We start from the raw sequence: 15,038 nt of genomic DNA, 5'->3' as shown, positions 1-15,038 counted from the left end.
GGTACGCGTCCTCCATGGTCGAAGGGGACCGGGGAGCTGAGGGGACCGCATGAAGATCCGTCGACCACGCCTGCCGCGCACCCGTGCCGGGTGGAGGCGGCTGGTGCAGGGTGTCATGGCGGGATGCGTGCTCGCGCTGCTGCCGGCGACCTGGCTGTACGTGTCCACGGCCGACCGGCTGCGCACGACGGCCGACGCGCCCCGCACCGAGGTCGCCATGGTCTTCGGGGCGGGCCTGTGGGGGGACGGCAAGCCGTCGCCGTACCTCGCGCACCGGCTGGACGCGGCGGCGAAGCTGTACCGCGCGGGCCGTATCGAGGTCGTGCTGGTCACCGGGGACAACAGCCGCAAGGACTACGACGAGCCCGACGCGATGCGGACCTACCTCACCGGGCACGGGGTGCCGGACGCCCGCATCGTCAGCGACTACGCCGGCTTCGACACCTGGGACTCCTGTGTCCGGGCGAAGAAGATCTTCGGCGTCGACCGTGCCGTGCTGATCAGCCAGGGCTTCCACATCCGCCGCGCGGTGGCCCTGTGCGAGGCGGCGGGGGTCGACTCGTACGGCATCGGGGTCGACGCCAAGCACGACGTCACCTGGTACTACGGCGGTACCCGCGAGATCTTCGCGGCGGGCAAGGCGGCCCTGGACGCGGTGTTCGAGCCGGATCCGACCTTCCTGGGCCCGAAGGAACCGGGAGTGGCGCGGGCGCTGGCGAGCGGACGCTGAGCCGGGGCCGGGCTCGCCGCGCCTCACGGTGGCGGGGGCGCGGCGGGGAGGCCGGGTTCGCCTCCGTGTAACAAAGGGCCGTCATGGGACGTAACACGCCCGAAGCACGCTGAGCGGTATGCAGACCGCCTCGACGCCCACCCACTGCCCGTACTGCGCCCTGCAGTGCGGGATGAATCTGTCGCCCCTGCCGCAGGGGGGCGTCGAGGTGACCGAGCGGGCGGACTTCCCGGTGAACCGGGGAGCGCTGTGCGGCAAGGGGCGTACGGCTCCCGCGGTGCTCTCGTCCGGGGTGCGGCTGACCTCGCCGTTGGTGCGCTCCGGCGGCGCGCTCGTGCCCGCGAGCTGGGACGAGGCGCTCGACCGTGTCGCCGCGGGACTGTCGTCGGCGCGCACCGGGTACGGTCCCGACGCCTGCGGGGTGTTCGGCGGGGGCGGGCTCACGAACGAGAAGGCGTACTCGCTCGGCAAGTTCGCGCGGGTGGTCCTCGGCACCTCGCAGATCGACTACAACGGCCGCTTCTGCATGTCCTCGGCGGCGGCCGCCGGGACCAGGGCCTTCGGCCTGGACCGGGGGCTGCCCTTCCCGCTGGAGGACATCCCGCGGACAGGGTGCGTGATCCTGGTCGGCTCCAATCTCGCGGAGACGATGCCGCCGTCGCTGCGGTTCTTCGGCGAACTTCGGGAGAACGGCGGCACGTTGATCGTCGTCGACCCGCGCCGCACGAAGACCGCCGAACAGGCCGACCTGCACCTGGCACCGCGCCCGGGGACCGATCTCGCGCTGGCGCTGGGGCTGTTGCACCTGGTGGTGGCGGAGGGCCGGACGGACGAGGCGTTCATCCAGGAGCGCACGGCCGGCTGGGAGGACGCGCGGGCCGCGGCGATGGCGCACTGGCCGGAGTATGTGGAGCGGATCACGGGGGTGTCCGTTCCACAACTCCGGGAGGTCGTACGGCTGTTCTGTGAGCCGGAGACCGCGATGGTGCTCACGGCACGCGGGCCGGAGCAGCAGTCCAAGGGCACCGACACGGTCGGGGCGTGGATCAACCTGTGCCTGGCGACGGGCCGGGCGGGCCGTCCGCTGTCCGGGTACGGCTGTCTGACCGGGCAGGGCAACGGGCAGGGCGGGCGTGAACACGGCCAGAAGGCCGACCAGTTGCCCGGCTACCGCAAGCTGACCGACCCGGCCGCGCGGCGGCATGTCGCCGAGGTGTGGGGCGTGGACCCGGACAGCCTGCCCGGGCCGGGGCGCAGCGCGTACGAACTGCTGGACGCGCTGGGCACCGACATCCGCGCGCTGCTGCTGATGGGTTCCAACCCGGTGGTGTCGGCGCCGCACGCGGCGCATGTGGAGGAGCGGCTGCGGTCGCTGGACTTCCTGGCGGTGGCGGACGTGGTGCTCTCGGAGACGGCGGAGCTGGCCGACGTCGTCCTGCCGGTCACCCAGTGGGCGGAGGAGACGGGCACCACGACCAGCCTGGAGGGCCGTGTGCTGCTGCGCCGGCGGGCGATCACACCGCCCGCCGGGATCCGCAGCGACCTGGAGGTCCTGCACGGGCTCGCGGCCCGCCTGGGCGTGGAGAAGGGGTTCCCGACCGACCCCGAGGAGGTCTTCGACGAGCTGCGCCGGGCCAGTGCCGGGGGCCCCGCGGACTACTCGGGGATCACCTACCGGCGGCTGGCGGAGGAGAACGGGGTGTTCTGGCCGTGCCCGTCGGTCCCGGGTGGCGAACCGGACGACGGCGAGGACGCGGCGCTGGACGCGGCGCTCGACCCGGCGGAGGCCGACCCGGTCGGAGAAGCCACGGAACCGGACGACCCCACGGGCCCCACCGTTCACCCCGGCACCCCGCGCCTCTTCCTCGACGGCTTCGCCACCGAGGACGGACGGGCCCGCTTCGTCGCCGTCTCGCACCGCGACTCGGCCGAGGAACCGGACGCCGAGTACCCGCTGCTGCTGACGACCGGCAGGGTCGTGTCCCAGTACCAGTCGGGCGCCCAGACCCGCCGCGTGGACGAGCTGAACGCGGCCGCCCCCGGTCCGTTCGTGGAACTCCACCCACGGCTGGCGGCCCGGCTCGGGGCGGCCGACGGCGACCCGCTGGCCGTCGTCTCACGCCGGGGCCGCGCGGTGGCCCCGGCCCGCGTCACCACCACCATCCGCCCCGACACGGTCTTCATGCCGTTCCACTGGCCGGGCGAGGGCCGCGCAAACACCCTCACCAACCCGGCCCTCGACCCCACCTCCCGCATGCCGGAGTTCAAGACATGCGCGGTACGCGTGGAGCCGGTGCAGCCGTGACCTTCGCTTGAACGGCCCCCGGCCCCCGGCCAAGGCCCACCCCGTGCCACGGCGTTGGGCCGCTTCCGCGCCGCCGCCGGGCTGGGTGGTCGGTGGTCGCGCTCCCCGATCTTGCCGGGGGGTCGTCCCGTCGCACATCCCCCGTGCCACGGGACGCACCGCCGCCCGGTCCAACCTCAGCCCAGCTCGCCCGGCCCGCGTGCCCCCGGTATCCGCCCCACCGGCACCCTGCCGCGTGGACGAGTTGAACGCGGCCGCCCCGGTCCGTTCGTGGGACTCCACCCGCGGCTGGCGCCCGGCTCGGCGCTACCGAGGGGGACCCGGTGACCGTCGTCTCGCGGGCCGGGGCCGCACGGTGGCCCCGGCCCGCGTCACCACCACCATCCACCCGGCCCGGTCTCCATGCCGTTCCACTGGCCCGGCGCGGGCCGCGCCAACGCACCACGCGGCCCGCGCCCCCGCGACGCCCGGCCACGGCCCGCCCCGTGCCACAGGACGCACCGCCGCCCGGTCCAGTCCAATCGCTCAGCGCAGATCGTCCGGCTTGCGTGCCCGCGGCACCCCGTCGTCGTCCCCGGGCACCGCCTCCGTTCCCGTTGCGTCCTGTGTCGGGATCAGGTCCGCCGTTTCGATGCCGGAGAGTGTGTCGTCCGGGTGGAGCGAGGTGTCCGTGTCCTCTCGCCTGCCCTGGCCCTCCATGGTCAGTTCCTGCCGTCCCGGGCCCGTGGAGAGCTGCTGGTCGGTGCGGAGTTGGCGCAGGCGGGCCAGGAGGTCCTGCATCGCGGGCAGGGGCAGGGTCTGGATGTAGGCCGAGATGTCGCCGCCCCCGCCGATGTACTGCGGGACGTCGAAGCCGGCGAACTCGCGGACGATGCGGATCATCGCCACGTTGTCCTTGCCCAACGCCTCCACCTCGGCCTTGAGTTCGAGACCGGCGCGGCGGGCCTCCGCGCGTGCCCGGTAGGCGTCGATGAGGTCGTCCAGCTTGGCGTTCTCGACGGCCACGCCGAGCTTTTCGCCCCGGCCCTCCTCGATGAACTTGGCCTTGAGCGTGTCGAGCAGGGCCGGATCGGTCGGCGTGAACCGGCCGAGGCTGGTGTCCAGCGTCTCCACGCCCCACTTCTCCAGCGCGTGCCTGACCCGGTCGGTGAGGTCCTTGCGGACGTGCTCGTAGCTGGCGAGGAACTCCAGCACGGAGTTGGTCATGACGATCTCGTTGAAGTACCCGGCCACCGCCGCGCCGAGGACGTCCCGCACGAACCGCTTCATCGGCGCGGGGTCGTCGACCAGCCCGCCCAGTCCTGCGGTGCTCACGCCGCCGAACCGGCTGACCAGCTTCGGCGCCACGTCCGGCGGGATCTGCAGGTTCTGCCAGAGGTCCACGGACAGGTCGAAGCCCTGGACGTTGACGGTGATCCGGCCGAGGTCGGCGTCGTAGTTCTCGGCCTCGGACGCCCGCTTGTCGTGCCACTTGAGGATCAGTACCCGGGTGGGGATCACCATCACCCGTACGAACCACGGGTTGAGCGCGCACGTCGTGCCCTTGCCCAGGGTCTCCTCCTGGACGCCCCGCTGTCCGCCCTTCTCCAGGAAGACCCAGGGCAGCCGGAAGCTGCTGTGCCCGGCCACCCTCGGCGCCACCGCACCGTCCACGTCCTGGCCGGGTTCGGCGCCGTCCAGGGTGATGACCACTCCGGTGTAGTCCTCCCCGATGGAGATCTCCCGGAGATGCGCCTCGGTCAGCCCGTCACGGGCCGCGGTCACATTGTCGACCGTGACGACGTCGAAGAGCTCCGGATTGATGTCGTAGTACGCCCCGCCGCCGAGGATGGCCAACTGCCTGCCCTGCTCGCCGCCGCCCGCGAGGAAGGCCTCCCCGTCCTGGAAGCTGTCGCACTCCATGTGCCGGCCGAACCTGCGGTCCGGCGGCCGCACGGCGCCCTCCTTCGCCTGCACCAGGCCGATGGTGCCCGGCGGCACAAAGGTGCGCGGCCTCATCTCGACGCGGAACAGCCGGGGATTGATGTAGTACGACTGACCGCCGCTCAAGGTCGTGACCTGGACGCCTTGTTCGCCCTTGCGCCTGCCGTCGCCGAGCAGGAACTTCTCGCCGTCCTGGAAGTCGTCGCAGTCCACGTGCCGGGCGAGCCTGCCGCGGTCGGACCGGTTGTGCCCCTCCAGGGCCGTCACCACGCCGATCATGTCCGTCGGCACATGCACCCTGGGCACGAGGTCCACCGAGTTGACCACCGGCCACATCCAGTGGGTCCCGGGGAGCAGCGTGCGGGCCAGGACTCCGCGTGCGTCGGCCGGGTTGACCTGCTTGAACGTGCGGTCCGGATGCGGGGCCACATAGCGCCGGGTGATGATCCCGACGTGGTCGGCGGGCACGACGACCCGCCCCCTCAACGCCGCGGCCCCGGCGATGGCCAGCAGGATCAGGATTAAGAACACCAGAACGATCACGGGTCGATCCCCCATTCCCGTAGCCGCGCGTGCAGCGCCAGCACGGTCGAACTCCAACGGTCGTACCAGTCCGGGTCGTTCTCATGACCCGGATCACGCAGCGTGGGGTAGAAGCCGGCCCGTCCGCCGGGTCCCACCCGCCGTGCGAAGTCGCGGTAGCGCCGGGGCACGGCGTCCTCGGCCGTGTCCCGCCAGCCCAGTGCGGCGCCCAGCTCGGGGAAGCGCGGCCCCCGCGGTCCCCCGGCGGGGGCGAGCGCGAGCTGGCGCCTGAAGCCCTGCCGGCCGTGGGAGCGGTGGGCCCACAACGCGTCGATGCCGGCCAGCAGTTCCCGGGGCACGGTGGCGGCGTGCCGTGCGCTCAGCCAGCCCTCGGTGAGCCGGCCCGCCGACTCCATGACGAGCCGGGTGGTGAGCAGGTCGGCGTGCTCGTACTCGTCCTCCGTGAGGTGGCCGCGCAGCCGTTCCAGACCGGCGGCGGCCGTCAGCCGCACCGGGGACGGGCCTCGGCCGCCGCGTGCCCGGCGCGGTTCGGGCAGCCGCGGCGGCCGGCCGCGGGCCGCGTCCTCGTGCAGCCGGCGCAGCAGGTCGAGGTGGGCGTCGGCGAGCGCCGCGCCGTCGCGGGCGTCGATGTGCCAGGCGGCGGCGAGGTGGTAGTTGACCTCTCCGTCGAGCAGGACGGGGACGAACGGCCGCCCGTGCACCTGGCCTTCGAGGATCATGCGGGTGATGTCGTCGGAGTCCTGCGACCGGGGCGTCATCACGACGACGACGGCGACGGCGTGCCGCAGTTGCTGCCGGATCGTCCAGAAGTGGGCGTCCCCGGGCCGCAGATCGCCGATCGACCAGACCGGCAGCCCGGCCTCGCGCAGCCGGCCGGCCAGCGCGCGGCCGTATGCGGCGTCGGCGGGGGCGTAGCAGACGACGAAGGACGGGCGGTCGGGTGCGGTGAGCGGGCGGGGCGGGGAAAGGTTGGCGACGTCCTCGTTGTCCCGGGCGGCCGCGGCACCGGGCGCGGCGGGGCGGCCCGCGACGACGGCGGCGAGTTCGGCGGCCTTCTCCGCGAACTCCTCGTCGGTCACGTCGCTGAAGTCCCGCCAGACGCGGTTGGCGGCGAACGGCGGTACGGCGACATGGCCGAGCAGCACCGGGATGAAGCGCAGTCCGCGCTCGGCCGACGCGGTGGCCAGCGCCGCGTACTCGTCCATGGCGCGGCCGGAGCGCACGGACGCAGGGCTGATCACGGCGATGCCATGGGCGGAGGCCAGCAGTTCGGCGTCCAGGCGGTGGACGACGACCTCGCTCGGCTCGATGCTCCACTCGGCGAAGAAGGGCCGTAGTCCGTGCGCGGCGAGCTCCTCTGCCAGCCGTTCGGTCCAGGCGGCGTCGTCGGCCGCATAGGAGAGGAACACGTCGCTCGACCGGTCGTTCAACAGCGTGGACCTCCTGGGCACGGCCGCCCGGGGCCGTACGGCCACCGGACCGGGCCGCCGGTTGCGAGGGGGACCAGGCTAGGGCTGGAACCACCCCCTCCACCCAGGCATTGAGTAAGTCGCACTAACCCGATTCCTTTGCGTACGGGACTTTGCGGCGCGGGGGCGGGCCGAGGGCCGCCGTGGGCCGGGTGGGCCGGGCGGGCCGGGTGGGCCGGAGTGGCGGCCGCGGTGCCGGGGGCGTCCGCGGCGGGGTGCGCGGCAGCGGCTCGACCATTGGTGCGGCGAGCGCGCCCAGCTCCGCCCTGCCCGTCTCCTCCCAGTCGCTCTTCGCCGACCGCCGCATCTCGGCCAGCAGGGCGGCTGCGCGCGGGCGCGGTTCCGGGTCCTTCGTCAGACCGGCGGCCAGCAGCTCGCGCAGGGGGCGGGGTATCCCCGTCAGCGGTACCGGTGCCGTGGTGTGCCGGGCCATCAGGCTGAACAACTGCGGTACGGGAAAGGGCGGCCGCCCGGTCAGGCAGCGGTACAGGACGCATGCGGCCGCGTACACGTCGGCCTGGTGGGTCGCGTCCCCGGTGCCCTGCCACAGTTCGGGGGCGCGCAGTTCCGGGGCGCCGGTGGTGAGCGCCGCGAGTCCCAGGCCGGTCACCGTGACCGTCCCGTCGGCGCCGACCAGCACCTTGCCGGGCCGCAGGTCGCCATGGGCCGTGCCCCGCTCGTGCGCGGCCGCCAACGCGCGCAGGACTGCCCGGAAGAGCACCGCCGAGGCGGGCCCGGACAGCGCTCCGTGCCGCTCCAGCAGGCGCGCGAGGGTGACGCCCTCGACCGCGTCGCTGATCAGCGCCCCGCCGGCGGCCACGGCCGACCGCTCGTACGCCGTCCGGAACGCCGGGGCCTGCACGAACCGGTACGGCACGGCCGCCTCGGGAATCCGCAGCCCGGCCAGCCGCCGGACGTCCGCCCGGAACGCGGCCTCGCGCGGCCGGTGGATCAGCGGCCGGGCGGGCACGTACCTCACCACGGCCGGGCGCTCGGGCCCGTGCCCGGCGCCGGTCACACGGGGCACGGCCGGGGACCCGGCCGACGCGCCGTCGCCGTCCCCGGATTCGTAGGCGGGCCACGCCAGTACGACGCGCCCGCACCGCCCCGTGTGCAGTTCACGCACCTCCGTCCAGCGCGGCAGTCGCCACGGCCGGGTGACCACCATCTCAGGCTCCCGCCGTGCGCCGCGGTGTGCTCAGGACCCGGACCAGGCGGGCGACCTCGCGGTCGTAGTGGGCGGTGCCGGGCCGGGTGAGGTCGAGCGGCTGGTGGATGGCGGCGAGCGGGGGCAGCGGGACGTCCGCGATCCGCGCCGGTACGAACCGCAGGCCGCCCTCGTACTTGCGGTGCAGCAGCGCGGCGTACTCGTCCCGGGCGCGGGGGTCGGCCGTCGTGCCGGAGCCGAACAGCAGGACTCCCAACCCGGCCTCGGTGAGCGCCCGTTCGGTCTCCAGGAGCGAGACCAGTCCCGGCGCGACCCAGCACACCAGGAACACATCCAGATCCGCCGCGCGCAGCCGCCCGGCCAGCAGTTCCGCCGCCTGTGCGTCCCCGTCCGCGTACGACACGAAGACGTCGTACGGGCCCTGCCGCTCGGGCGGCTCGGACGCTCCGCCGCTGCCGGCGCCGTCGTCGTCGGCACGGGCGCCCGCTCGCCGTTGGCGGTATTCGTGGAATCCGAAGTACGTGCCCGCCACCGTGAGCAGCAGACCGGCGACCGCGATCGCCAGGTTGACCCCGTCAAGCCCCGTCATGGCTGGAGTGTAGGGGCGATACCCGCACAAGGGACGGGGTTTGCCCTCAGTGGACCCGGTTCAGCCAGTCGCCGCCCGCGATGCGCGTGCCGCGTGCGCGCAGGAGGGCGGCGACATGCGGCGCGGCCACGTACACCCAGGCGCGCACGGTGGTGCCGTCGCCGCGTACGACATTCCGGTCGACCCGTTCGTAAAGGCTGCGCGGGTCGCCCGGAACGTACTCCTCCAGCCGGTCGAGCTCGGCGAGCAGTTCGGGGTACGCCTCGGGCAGCGCGGCGACGAGTTCCCCGCTGACGACTCCCCCGGGTTCCTCGACGGCGTAGGGATATCCGGGGCCGTCGTACAGCACCGCGTCCGTGAGCCGGCCGGGCTCCTCGGAGCGCGTACGGCCGCGAAGGAACACATCGTGGTTGGGCTCACCGGGGCGGAGCGTGCCGTAGACGAAGAACGGAAGGGTCACAGGAACGATTCTGCATCCTCTCCGACCCCTCACACATCTCCTTGTAGGCGCTATGGACATGACATGTCATGGCCCTTTAAATCTCAGTCGACATCAGCGCCACCCCCACGCCTTCGAGGCGCCTTCCCAAGGAGACCGATGAGTCGGACACGACACATCCGAGGATCCCGTCTCGCCACGGCCGGCATAGCCGCCACCACAGCGACCCTGCTGGCCGCCGCTCTCTCCCCCGCCGCCCACGCCGACGGCAGACCGACCCGGGCCACCGCGATCGAGAACGCGGCCTCGGCGCTCGTACAGCACGCCACGAGCCTGGGCCTGACCTCCACACAGGACACCAGCGTCCGGGACGTGATCGTCGACAAGGACGGCACCCAGCACGTCCGCTACGACCGCACCTACCGCCAACTGCCGGTCCTCGGCGGTGACTTCGTGGTCCACCTGACCCCGAACGGCACGTTCCGCAACGCGAACCGCGCCACGAAGAGCCACATTTCCCTGTCCTCGATCACCCCGAAGCTGTCCGCCCCCAAGGCCGCCGACCTCGCGGTGAACGCGCTGCGCGCGGCGAACCTCGGCGACAGCCTGAAGCGGGTCAAGGCCAAGCCGGAGCTGGTCGTCGACGCGCTGCACGGCGCCCCGAAGCTGGCCTGGCGCACCAACGCGGTCGGCCAGGACTCCCTCGGCAACCCGGTGGCCCGCACGGTGCTCACCGACGCCCGCACCGGCGCCCAGATCGACGCCTGGGACAGCATCGAGACGGCGACGGGCGACGGCCAGTCGCTGTACAGCGGCACGGTGCCGCTGGAGACGACGCAGTCGGGGTCGACGTACCAGCTCAAGGACCCCACCCGCGGCAACACGTACACCGGCGACGCCGCCAACAAGACCGACCTGTGCATCTTCGGCATCTGCTTCGTCCGCGCCCCCGCGACACTGTTCACGGACGCCGACAACCACTGGGGCACGGGGGCGAACGCCGACCGCTCCTCGGCGGCGGTGGACGCGCAGTACGGCACCAACGAGACCTGGGACTACTACAAGAACGTCCACGGCCGCAACGGCATCGCCAACGACGGCAAGGGCTCGTACAACCGCGTCCACTACGGCAACAACTACAACAACGCCTTCTGGGACGACAGTTGCTTCTGCATGACGTACGGCGACGGTGACGGCTCGGTCTTCGGCCCGCTGGTGGCGCTGGACGTCGCGGGCCACGAGATGTCGCACGGCGTGACGTCCAAGACGGCGGCGCTGACCTACTCGGGCGAGTCCGGCGGCCTGAACGAGGCCACCTCGGACATCATGGGCACCCTCGTCGAGTGGTACGCCAACAACTCCTCCGACCAGGGCGACTACCTCATCGGCGAGGAGATCGTCCGCCCCGGCTTCGGCAAGCCCGCCCTCCGCTTCATGGACCAGCCGTCCAAGGACGGCAACTCCGCGGACTACTGGAGCTCCTCGGTCGGCAACCTCGACGTCCACTACTCGTCCGGCGTCGCCAACCACTTCGCCTACCTCCTCGCGGAGGGCAGCGGCGCGAAGGTCATCAACGGCGTCAGCTACAACTCGCCCACGTACAACGGCTCGACGGTGACCGGCATCGGCCGCGACAAACTCGGCAAGATCTGGTACCGGGCGCTGACGGTCTACATGACGTCCTCCACCAACTACAAGGCCGCCCGCACGGCCACCCTGAACGCGGCCAAGGACCTCTACGGCGCGGGCAGCACGGAGTACAACGCGGTGGCGGCGGCGTGGAGCGCGGTCAACGTGAACTGACCGCCACGAGCGGCAAGAAGGCCGGTGCCCTGGCGGGCACCGGCCTTGTTGTGTGCGGTGGGGTCAGGCGGCCGGTTCCGGCTCCCGGTCCGGGGACTCGGCGGGCTGTTCCTGCTTGTCGTCCCGCATCACCACCGTCGCCAGGACCGCCGCGGCGAGGACGCCGAGGGCGCTCAGGGTGAAGGTGGTGGACATCGAGGAGGTGAAGGCCTCGCGGGCCGAGCGGATCAGGGCGGGGTGGGCCGCGGCGACGGCTCCGGCGATGGAGTGGCGGGCCTGGTCGGGGGCGTCCGCGGGCATCCGGTCCGCGTAGCCGCTGGAGAGCAGCGAGCCGAGGATCGCGATGCCGAGGGCGGTGCCGGCCTGCTGGACGGTGTCGTTCAGGGCCGAGCCGACGCCCGCCTTGTCCGCCGGGATGGTGGCCATCAGCGCGCCGACCGCCGCCGGCATGGCCGCACCGGCACCGAGACCGAGGAGCCCGAGGGCGATCGCCGGGACGGTGAAGCCGGAGCCGGCGTCGACGGTGGTGAGCAGGGCGAAGCAGGCCACCATGATCAGCATGCCGGTCAGGATCACAAAGCGGTTGCCGATCTTCGCGGCCAGCTTCACACCCGCAGTGTTGCCGACGATCGCGGTCACGGCCAGCGGCAGGAAGGCCAGGCCCGCCTTGATGGCCGAGTAGCCGAGGACGAACTGCAGATACTGGGTGAGGACCAGCAGCAGACCGCCGTTGCCGATCTGGACCAGGGCCAGGGAGAGCGAACCTCCGCTGAAGTTGCGGTGCTTGAAGAGGACCAGCGGGACCATCGGGGAGGAGGTCACGCGCTCCCAGATCACGAAGGCGGCGAGGGCGACCAACGCGACGGTCAGGCTGATCAGGGAACGGCCCTCGAACGCGCCGCGCTGCGGGATCTCGATGATCCACCAGACCAGCGCGGTCATCCCGGCCGCGGACAGCACCGCACCCAGCGGATCGGCCTTCTGCCAGGGCGCCTTCGACTCCGGCATCAGGGTCACCCCGGCGAGGACGGCCAGGACGACCACGGGGACGTTGAGGAAGAAGATCGAATGCCAGGTGAAGTGGTCGACGAGGACACCGCCCAGCACCGGGCTGCCGACCAGACCGAGCATCGACACCGAGCCCCATGCCGCCATCGCTTTGCCGCGCTCCTCCTCGCCGAAGACCGTGATGAGTATGGAGAGGGTGGACGGCATGATCAGCGCCCCGCCGACCCCCATCGCCACCCGCACGGCGACGACCTGTCCGGGGTCGGCGGCGAACGAGCCGGCCAGTGAGGCCGCGCCGAACAGCAGCAGGCCGATCAGCATCACCCTGCGGCGGCCGAAGCGGTCACCGAGGCTGCCCGAGGTGAGCAGCAGACCGGCGAAGACGAGGACATAGGAGTCGAGGATCCACTGGACGTCCTGGGCGCTCGCGCCGAGGTCCTCGGTCATCGCGGGCACCGCGACGGTCAGCGCCATGCTGTCGACCACCAGGACCAGCGTGCTCAGGCACAGCACGACGAGGATCCACCAGCGACGTGGGTTGCGGGTTTCCATCGGGGTTCTTCCTTTCGGGCTTCACCGTCTGCGCACAGACCGAGCGGCTGCGCACGCTGTTCCTGTGTTGCGAACGCTGTTCCTAGCGATGCGAACACTGTACGCAGCTCGGAACAGTGTGCGCAACCCCATCCGCTGTACGCTGGTTGCGAACGACGTACGCAGGAACAGCACACCCGCCCCTGAGCACCCAGAGGAGCGCCATGGCAGCCAAGGCCAAGCCGAACCCGATCCCCTCCGTCTGGGCCCGGCCGCAGTCCGAGCCCGACCAGCCCGCGCTCAGCCGGGCCGTGATCGTCCGCGAGGCGATCGCCATGCTCGACGCGGAGGGCATCGAGGCGCTCAGCATGCGCAAGCTCGGCGCCCGCCTGAACGCGGGCGCGACCTCCCTCTACCGGCACGTCGCCACCAAGGACGAGCTGATGGAGCTGGCCGTGGACGAGGTCGCCGCCGAGATCCACGTACCGCCCTCCGACAGCCCGGACTGGCGGGCCGCGGTCACCGAGGCCGCGGCCTCCTTCCGTGCCACCGCCCTGCGGCACCCCTGGCTGTCCTCGGTCCTCGGCCAGGCCGGTCTCGCCTATCTCGGCCCCAACCTGATGGCCTTCTCCGAGCGGCTCGCCGCGCTGTTCACGGCGATCGGCTTCCCCGAGCCCAGCGGGGCGATCGACGCCGTGCTGTCGTACACGATCGGCATGAGCAGCACGGAGGCCGCCTGGCTCACCACGGTCGCCCGCTCCGGCGAGACCGAGGCCGAGTTCATCAACCGACTGCTGCCCGCCGCCCAGCAGGCCGCAGCCGGCCACGACCATCTCTCCGGCGCCTACACCGACGCCGTCGCGGCGACCACGGACCCGGCCGCGGTCCGCGACGACAAGTTCGCGTACGCCCTGGAGATCGTGCTCGACGGCCTGGCGATGAAGCTGCCCAACTAGCCGCGCCGCCCCAGGCGGCCCTGCGCGTCCCGGTCACCCGTTCACCCCCGCCGCCCGCGCCGTTCGTGTTCTCTTCCACGGCGACCCCGCCCACGCCCATGACCTGCCGGAACGCCCTCCCGGCAGCCCTTGCGCACCCGACCGGAGACACCCGTTCATCCCATTTCTGACGCCTTGTCAGGAAGCGGGCTCGACCGACTCCCACTTACCTCGGAAGAGCAGGGACGCGACCGACTCGGCGGCACATGGGGGTGCCGCGGGCGTGCCCCCGTGAACTCGAGGGAGCACCATGCGCCGCACCGCCCGCATGCTGACCGGTACCGCGCTCGCCGTCGCCGCGGCGGGGCTCGCCGCCGCCCCCGCCCACGGTGGCGTCCGGGTGTCCTCGGTGGCCGAAAGCCTGGAGGTGTACCCCTCCACGGTGGTGCCCGGCGGTCAGGTGACGGTGAACACGAAGGCGTGCGGCGACAAGGGGACGGCGGCGGGTGACGCGAGCGCGGTGGGCGCGGGCGCGTTCATGCTGGCGCCCAGCGCGCACGAGGGCGATGCGATCGGCCAGTTCCGGGTGCCGCCGAGCGCACAGCCGGGGACGTACGAGATCGTCGCGCGGTGCGCCGTGGGCGGTCGGCAGGTGGCGGGCGACCTCATGGTGGCGCTGAGCACGGCGCGCGAAGGGGCGCAGCCGCGCGGAAGTGTGAAGACGGGGGTCGGCGGCGCGTTGGGCCCCGACCCCGTGCAGACCGCGGCGGGCGTGGCGGCTCTGGCCGTCGCCGCCGCGGGCGGTACCTGGCTCCTGCATCGCCGGGCGAGAGGCGACGGGATCTGACGGACACCCTCCGCTGTCCGTCCGCCGGTACCGCAAGTCCCGCCCCCTCCGGGTCCGACGCCCCTCGCGGCCCGGAGGGGGAGGGGGTCAGTTCCGGGAGAGGGGTTCGCATGCGCAGGATCGGCGACACCGCCATAGCCGCCGTCACCGTGGTCGCCCTGGGCTCCGGTGTGTTCCTGCTGGGAGGCGGCGCCGGCACGCACGCCCCGCCCCAGCCGTCCGTCGCGGAAGGCCGCCCGGACCCCACCGAGGAGCGGCTCGCGTCCGCGGCGCTGCCGCCCTCCCCGCCCACCCGCATCCGCATCCCCGCCATCCGTGTGAACGCACCGCTGATGGGTCTCGCCCTGACGAAGTCCGGCAGCCTCGACGTCCCGCCCGCCGGCCAGAAGAACCTCGCCGGCTGGTACGAGTCCGGCACCACCCCCGGCGAGAGAGGCACCGCGATCGTCGCGGGGCACGTCGACAACACCGAGGGACCCGCCGTCTTCTACGACCTCGGCGCCCTGAAGCGGGGTGCCACCATCGAGGTGGACCGGCGCGACGGCGGTGTCGCGGTGTTCACGGTGGACGCGGTCGAGGTCTACCAGGCGCGGAACTTCCCCGACGAGAAGGTGTACGGCGCGGCCGAGCGTCCCGAGCTGCGGGTGATCACCTGCGGCGGCACCTACTCGAAGGCCACCGGCTACCAGGCGAACGTGGTCGTGTTCGCACACCTGACCGGGAGCCGCTGAGCAGCTCGGCCCGGCCA

12 protein-coding genes are annotated in these 15,038 nt (G+C 72.6%); 6 read left to right on the top strand and 6 right to left on the bottom strand.

Annotated features, from left to right (window positions below; translation table 11 throughout):
* The first annotated feature begins 49 nt into the window (after positions 1-49).
* The gene (locus tag ACFY1J_RS02875) at positions 50-730 is read left to right on the top strand and encodes a vancomycin high temperature exclusion protein (RefSeq protein ID WP_390706451.1); all 681 of its coding nucleotides are present in this window, start codon (positions 50-52) and stop codon (positions 728-730) included.
* 118 nt (positions 731-848) lie between these two features.
* Positions 849-3,035, top strand: coding sequence for a molybdopterin oxidoreductase family protein (locus ACFY1J_RS02870; RefSeq protein ID WP_390730471.1), 2,187 nt, complete (start codon positions 849-851; stop codon positions 3,033-3,035).
* A 525-nt stretch (positions 3,036-3,560) separates the two neighbouring features.
* On the opposite strand, the gene ACFY1J_RS02865 is transcribed toward ACFY1J_RS02870, so the two are convergent.
* From ACFY1J_RS02865 to ACFY1J_RS02845, 5 genes are all read right to left on the bottom strand, one after another.
* Positions 3,561-5,501: an SPFH domain-containing protein gene (locus tag ACFY1J_RS02865; RefSeq protein WP_390730470.1), complete on the bottom strand. Its 1,941-nt coding sequence runs from the start codon at positions 5,499-5,501 to the stop codon at positions 3,561-3,563.
* A complete protein-coding gene (locus tag ACFY1J_RS02860; protein WP_390706454.1) occupies positions 5,498-6,931 on the bottom strand; it encodes a TIR domain-containing protein in 1,434 nt (477 codons plus the stop codon). Before ACFY1J_RS02860 ends, ACFY1J_RS02865 begins: the two co-directional genes overlap by 4 nt.
* 124 nt (positions 6,932-7,055) lie before the next feature.
* Positions 7,056-8,138 (bottom strand): hypothetical protein, encoded by a 1,083-nt coding sequence (locus ACFY1J_RS02855; RefSeq protein WP_390730469.1) that lies wholly within the window; start codon positions 8,136-8,138, stop codon positions 7,056-7,058.
* Between the two features lies 1 nt (position 8,139).
* Positions 8,140-8,727: a toll/interleukin-1 receptor domain-containing protein gene (locus ACFY1J_RS02850; protein ID WP_390706456.1), complete on the bottom strand. Its 588-nt coding sequence runs from the start codon at positions 8,725-8,727 to the stop codon at positions 8,140-8,142.
* 46 nt (positions 8,728-8,773) lie between these two features.
* On the bottom strand, positions 8,774-9,187 hold the full coding sequence (locus ACFY1J_RS02845; RefSeq protein WP_390706457.1) for a gamma-glutamylcyclotransferase family protein: 414 nt from the start codon (positions 9,185-9,187) through the stop codon (positions 8,774-8,776).
* A gap of 138 nt (positions 9,188-9,325) precedes the next feature.
* Here ACFY1J_RS02845 and ACFY1J_RS02840 point away from each other — a divergent pair, with 138 nt between their 5' ends.
* Positions 9,326-10,969 carry a M4 family metallopeptidase gene (locus ACFY1J_RS02840; RefSeq protein ID WP_390706458.1) on the top strand — a complete coding sequence of 548 codons (1,644 nt, stop codon included), beginning with the start codon at positions 9,326-9,328 and terminating at the stop codon, positions 10,967-10,969.
* A gap of 63 nt (positions 10,970-11,032) precedes the next feature.
* Here the strand turns inward: ACFY1J_RS02840 and ACFY1J_RS02835 are convergent, their stop codons facing one another.
* Positions 11,033-12,529, bottom strand: coding sequence for an MFS transporter (locus ACFY1J_RS02835; RefSeq protein WP_390730468.1), 1,497 nt, complete (start codon positions 12,527-12,529; stop codon positions 11,033-11,035).
* Positions 12,530-12,732: 203 nt separating this feature from the next.
* Here ACFY1J_RS02835 and ACFY1J_RS02830 point away from each other — a divergent pair, with 203 nt between their 5' ends.
* From ACFY1J_RS02830 to ACFY1J_RS02820, 3 genes are all read left to right on the top strand, one after another.
* Positions 12,733-13,464, top strand: a complete 732-nt coding sequence (locus ACFY1J_RS02830) for a TetR/AcrR family transcriptional regulator (RefSeq protein ID WP_390706460.1) — start codon at positions 12,733-12,735, stop codon at positions 13,462-13,464.
* 289 nt (positions 13,465-13,753) lie between these two features.
* The gene (locus tag ACFY1J_RS02825) at positions 13,754-14,290 is read left to right on the top strand and encodes a hypothetical protein (RefSeq protein ID WP_363295024.1); all 537 of its coding nucleotides are present in this window, start codon (positions 13,754-13,756) and stop codon (positions 14,288-14,290) included.
* A 110-nt stretch (positions 14,291-14,400) separates the two neighbouring features.
* Positions 14,401-15,021: a class F sortase gene (locus ACFY1J_RS02820; protein WP_390730467.1), complete on the top strand. Its 621-nt coding sequence runs from the start codon at positions 14,401-14,403 to the stop codon at positions 15,019-15,021.
* Positions 15,022-15,038 lie beyond the last annotated feature (17 nt).

The organism is Streptomyces sp. NPDC001406 (assembly GCF_042895285.1).
Classification (GTDB): domain Bacteria; phylum Actinomycetota; class Actinomycetes; order Streptomycetales; family Streptomycetaceae; genus Streptomyces.
This window is presented reverse-complemented; position numbering and strand designations above follow the sequence as displayed.

What these genes read in the sequence shown, in the direction of transcription:
- ACFY1J_RS02875 (WP_390706451.1), top strand. Translation starts at nt 50, where the DNA reads ATGAAGATCCGTCGACCACGCCTGCCGCGCACCCGTGCCGGGTGGAGG.
- ACFY1J_RS02870 (WP_390730471.1), top strand. Translation starts at nt 849, where the DNA reads ATGCAGACCGCCTCGACGCCCACCCACTGCCCGTACTGCGCCCTGCAG.
- ACFY1J_RS02855 (WP_390730469.1), bottom strand. Translation starts at nt 8,138, where the DNA reads ATGGTGGTCACCCGGCCGTGGCGACTGCCGCGCTGGACGGAGGTGCGT.
- ACFY1J_RS02850 (WP_390706456.1), bottom strand. Translation starts at nt 8,727, where the DNA reads ATGACGGGGCTTGACGGGGTCAACCTGGCGATCGCGGTCGCCGGTCTG.
- ACFY1J_RS02840 (WP_390706458.1), top strand. Translation starts at nt 9,326, where the DNA reads ATGAGTCGGACACGACACATCCGAGGATCCCGTCTCGCCACGGCCGGC.
- ACFY1J_RS02835 (WP_390730468.1), bottom strand. Translation starts at nt 12,529, where the DNA reads ATGGAAACCCGCAACCCACGTCGCTGGTGGATCCTCGTCGTGCTGTGC.
- ACFY1J_RS02830 (WP_390706460.1), top strand. Translation starts at nt 12,733, where the DNA reads ATGGCAGCCAAGGCCAAGCCGAACCCGATCCCCTCCGTCTGGGCCCGG.
- ACFY1J_RS02825 (WP_363295024.1), top strand. Translation starts at nt 13,754, where the DNA reads ATGCGCCGCACCGCCCGCATGCTGACCGGTACCGCGCTCGCCGTCGCC.
- ACFY1J_RS02820 (WP_390730467.1), top strand. Translation starts at nt 14,401, where the DNA reads ATGCGCAGGATCGGCGACACCGCCATAGCCGCCGTCACCGTGGTCGCC.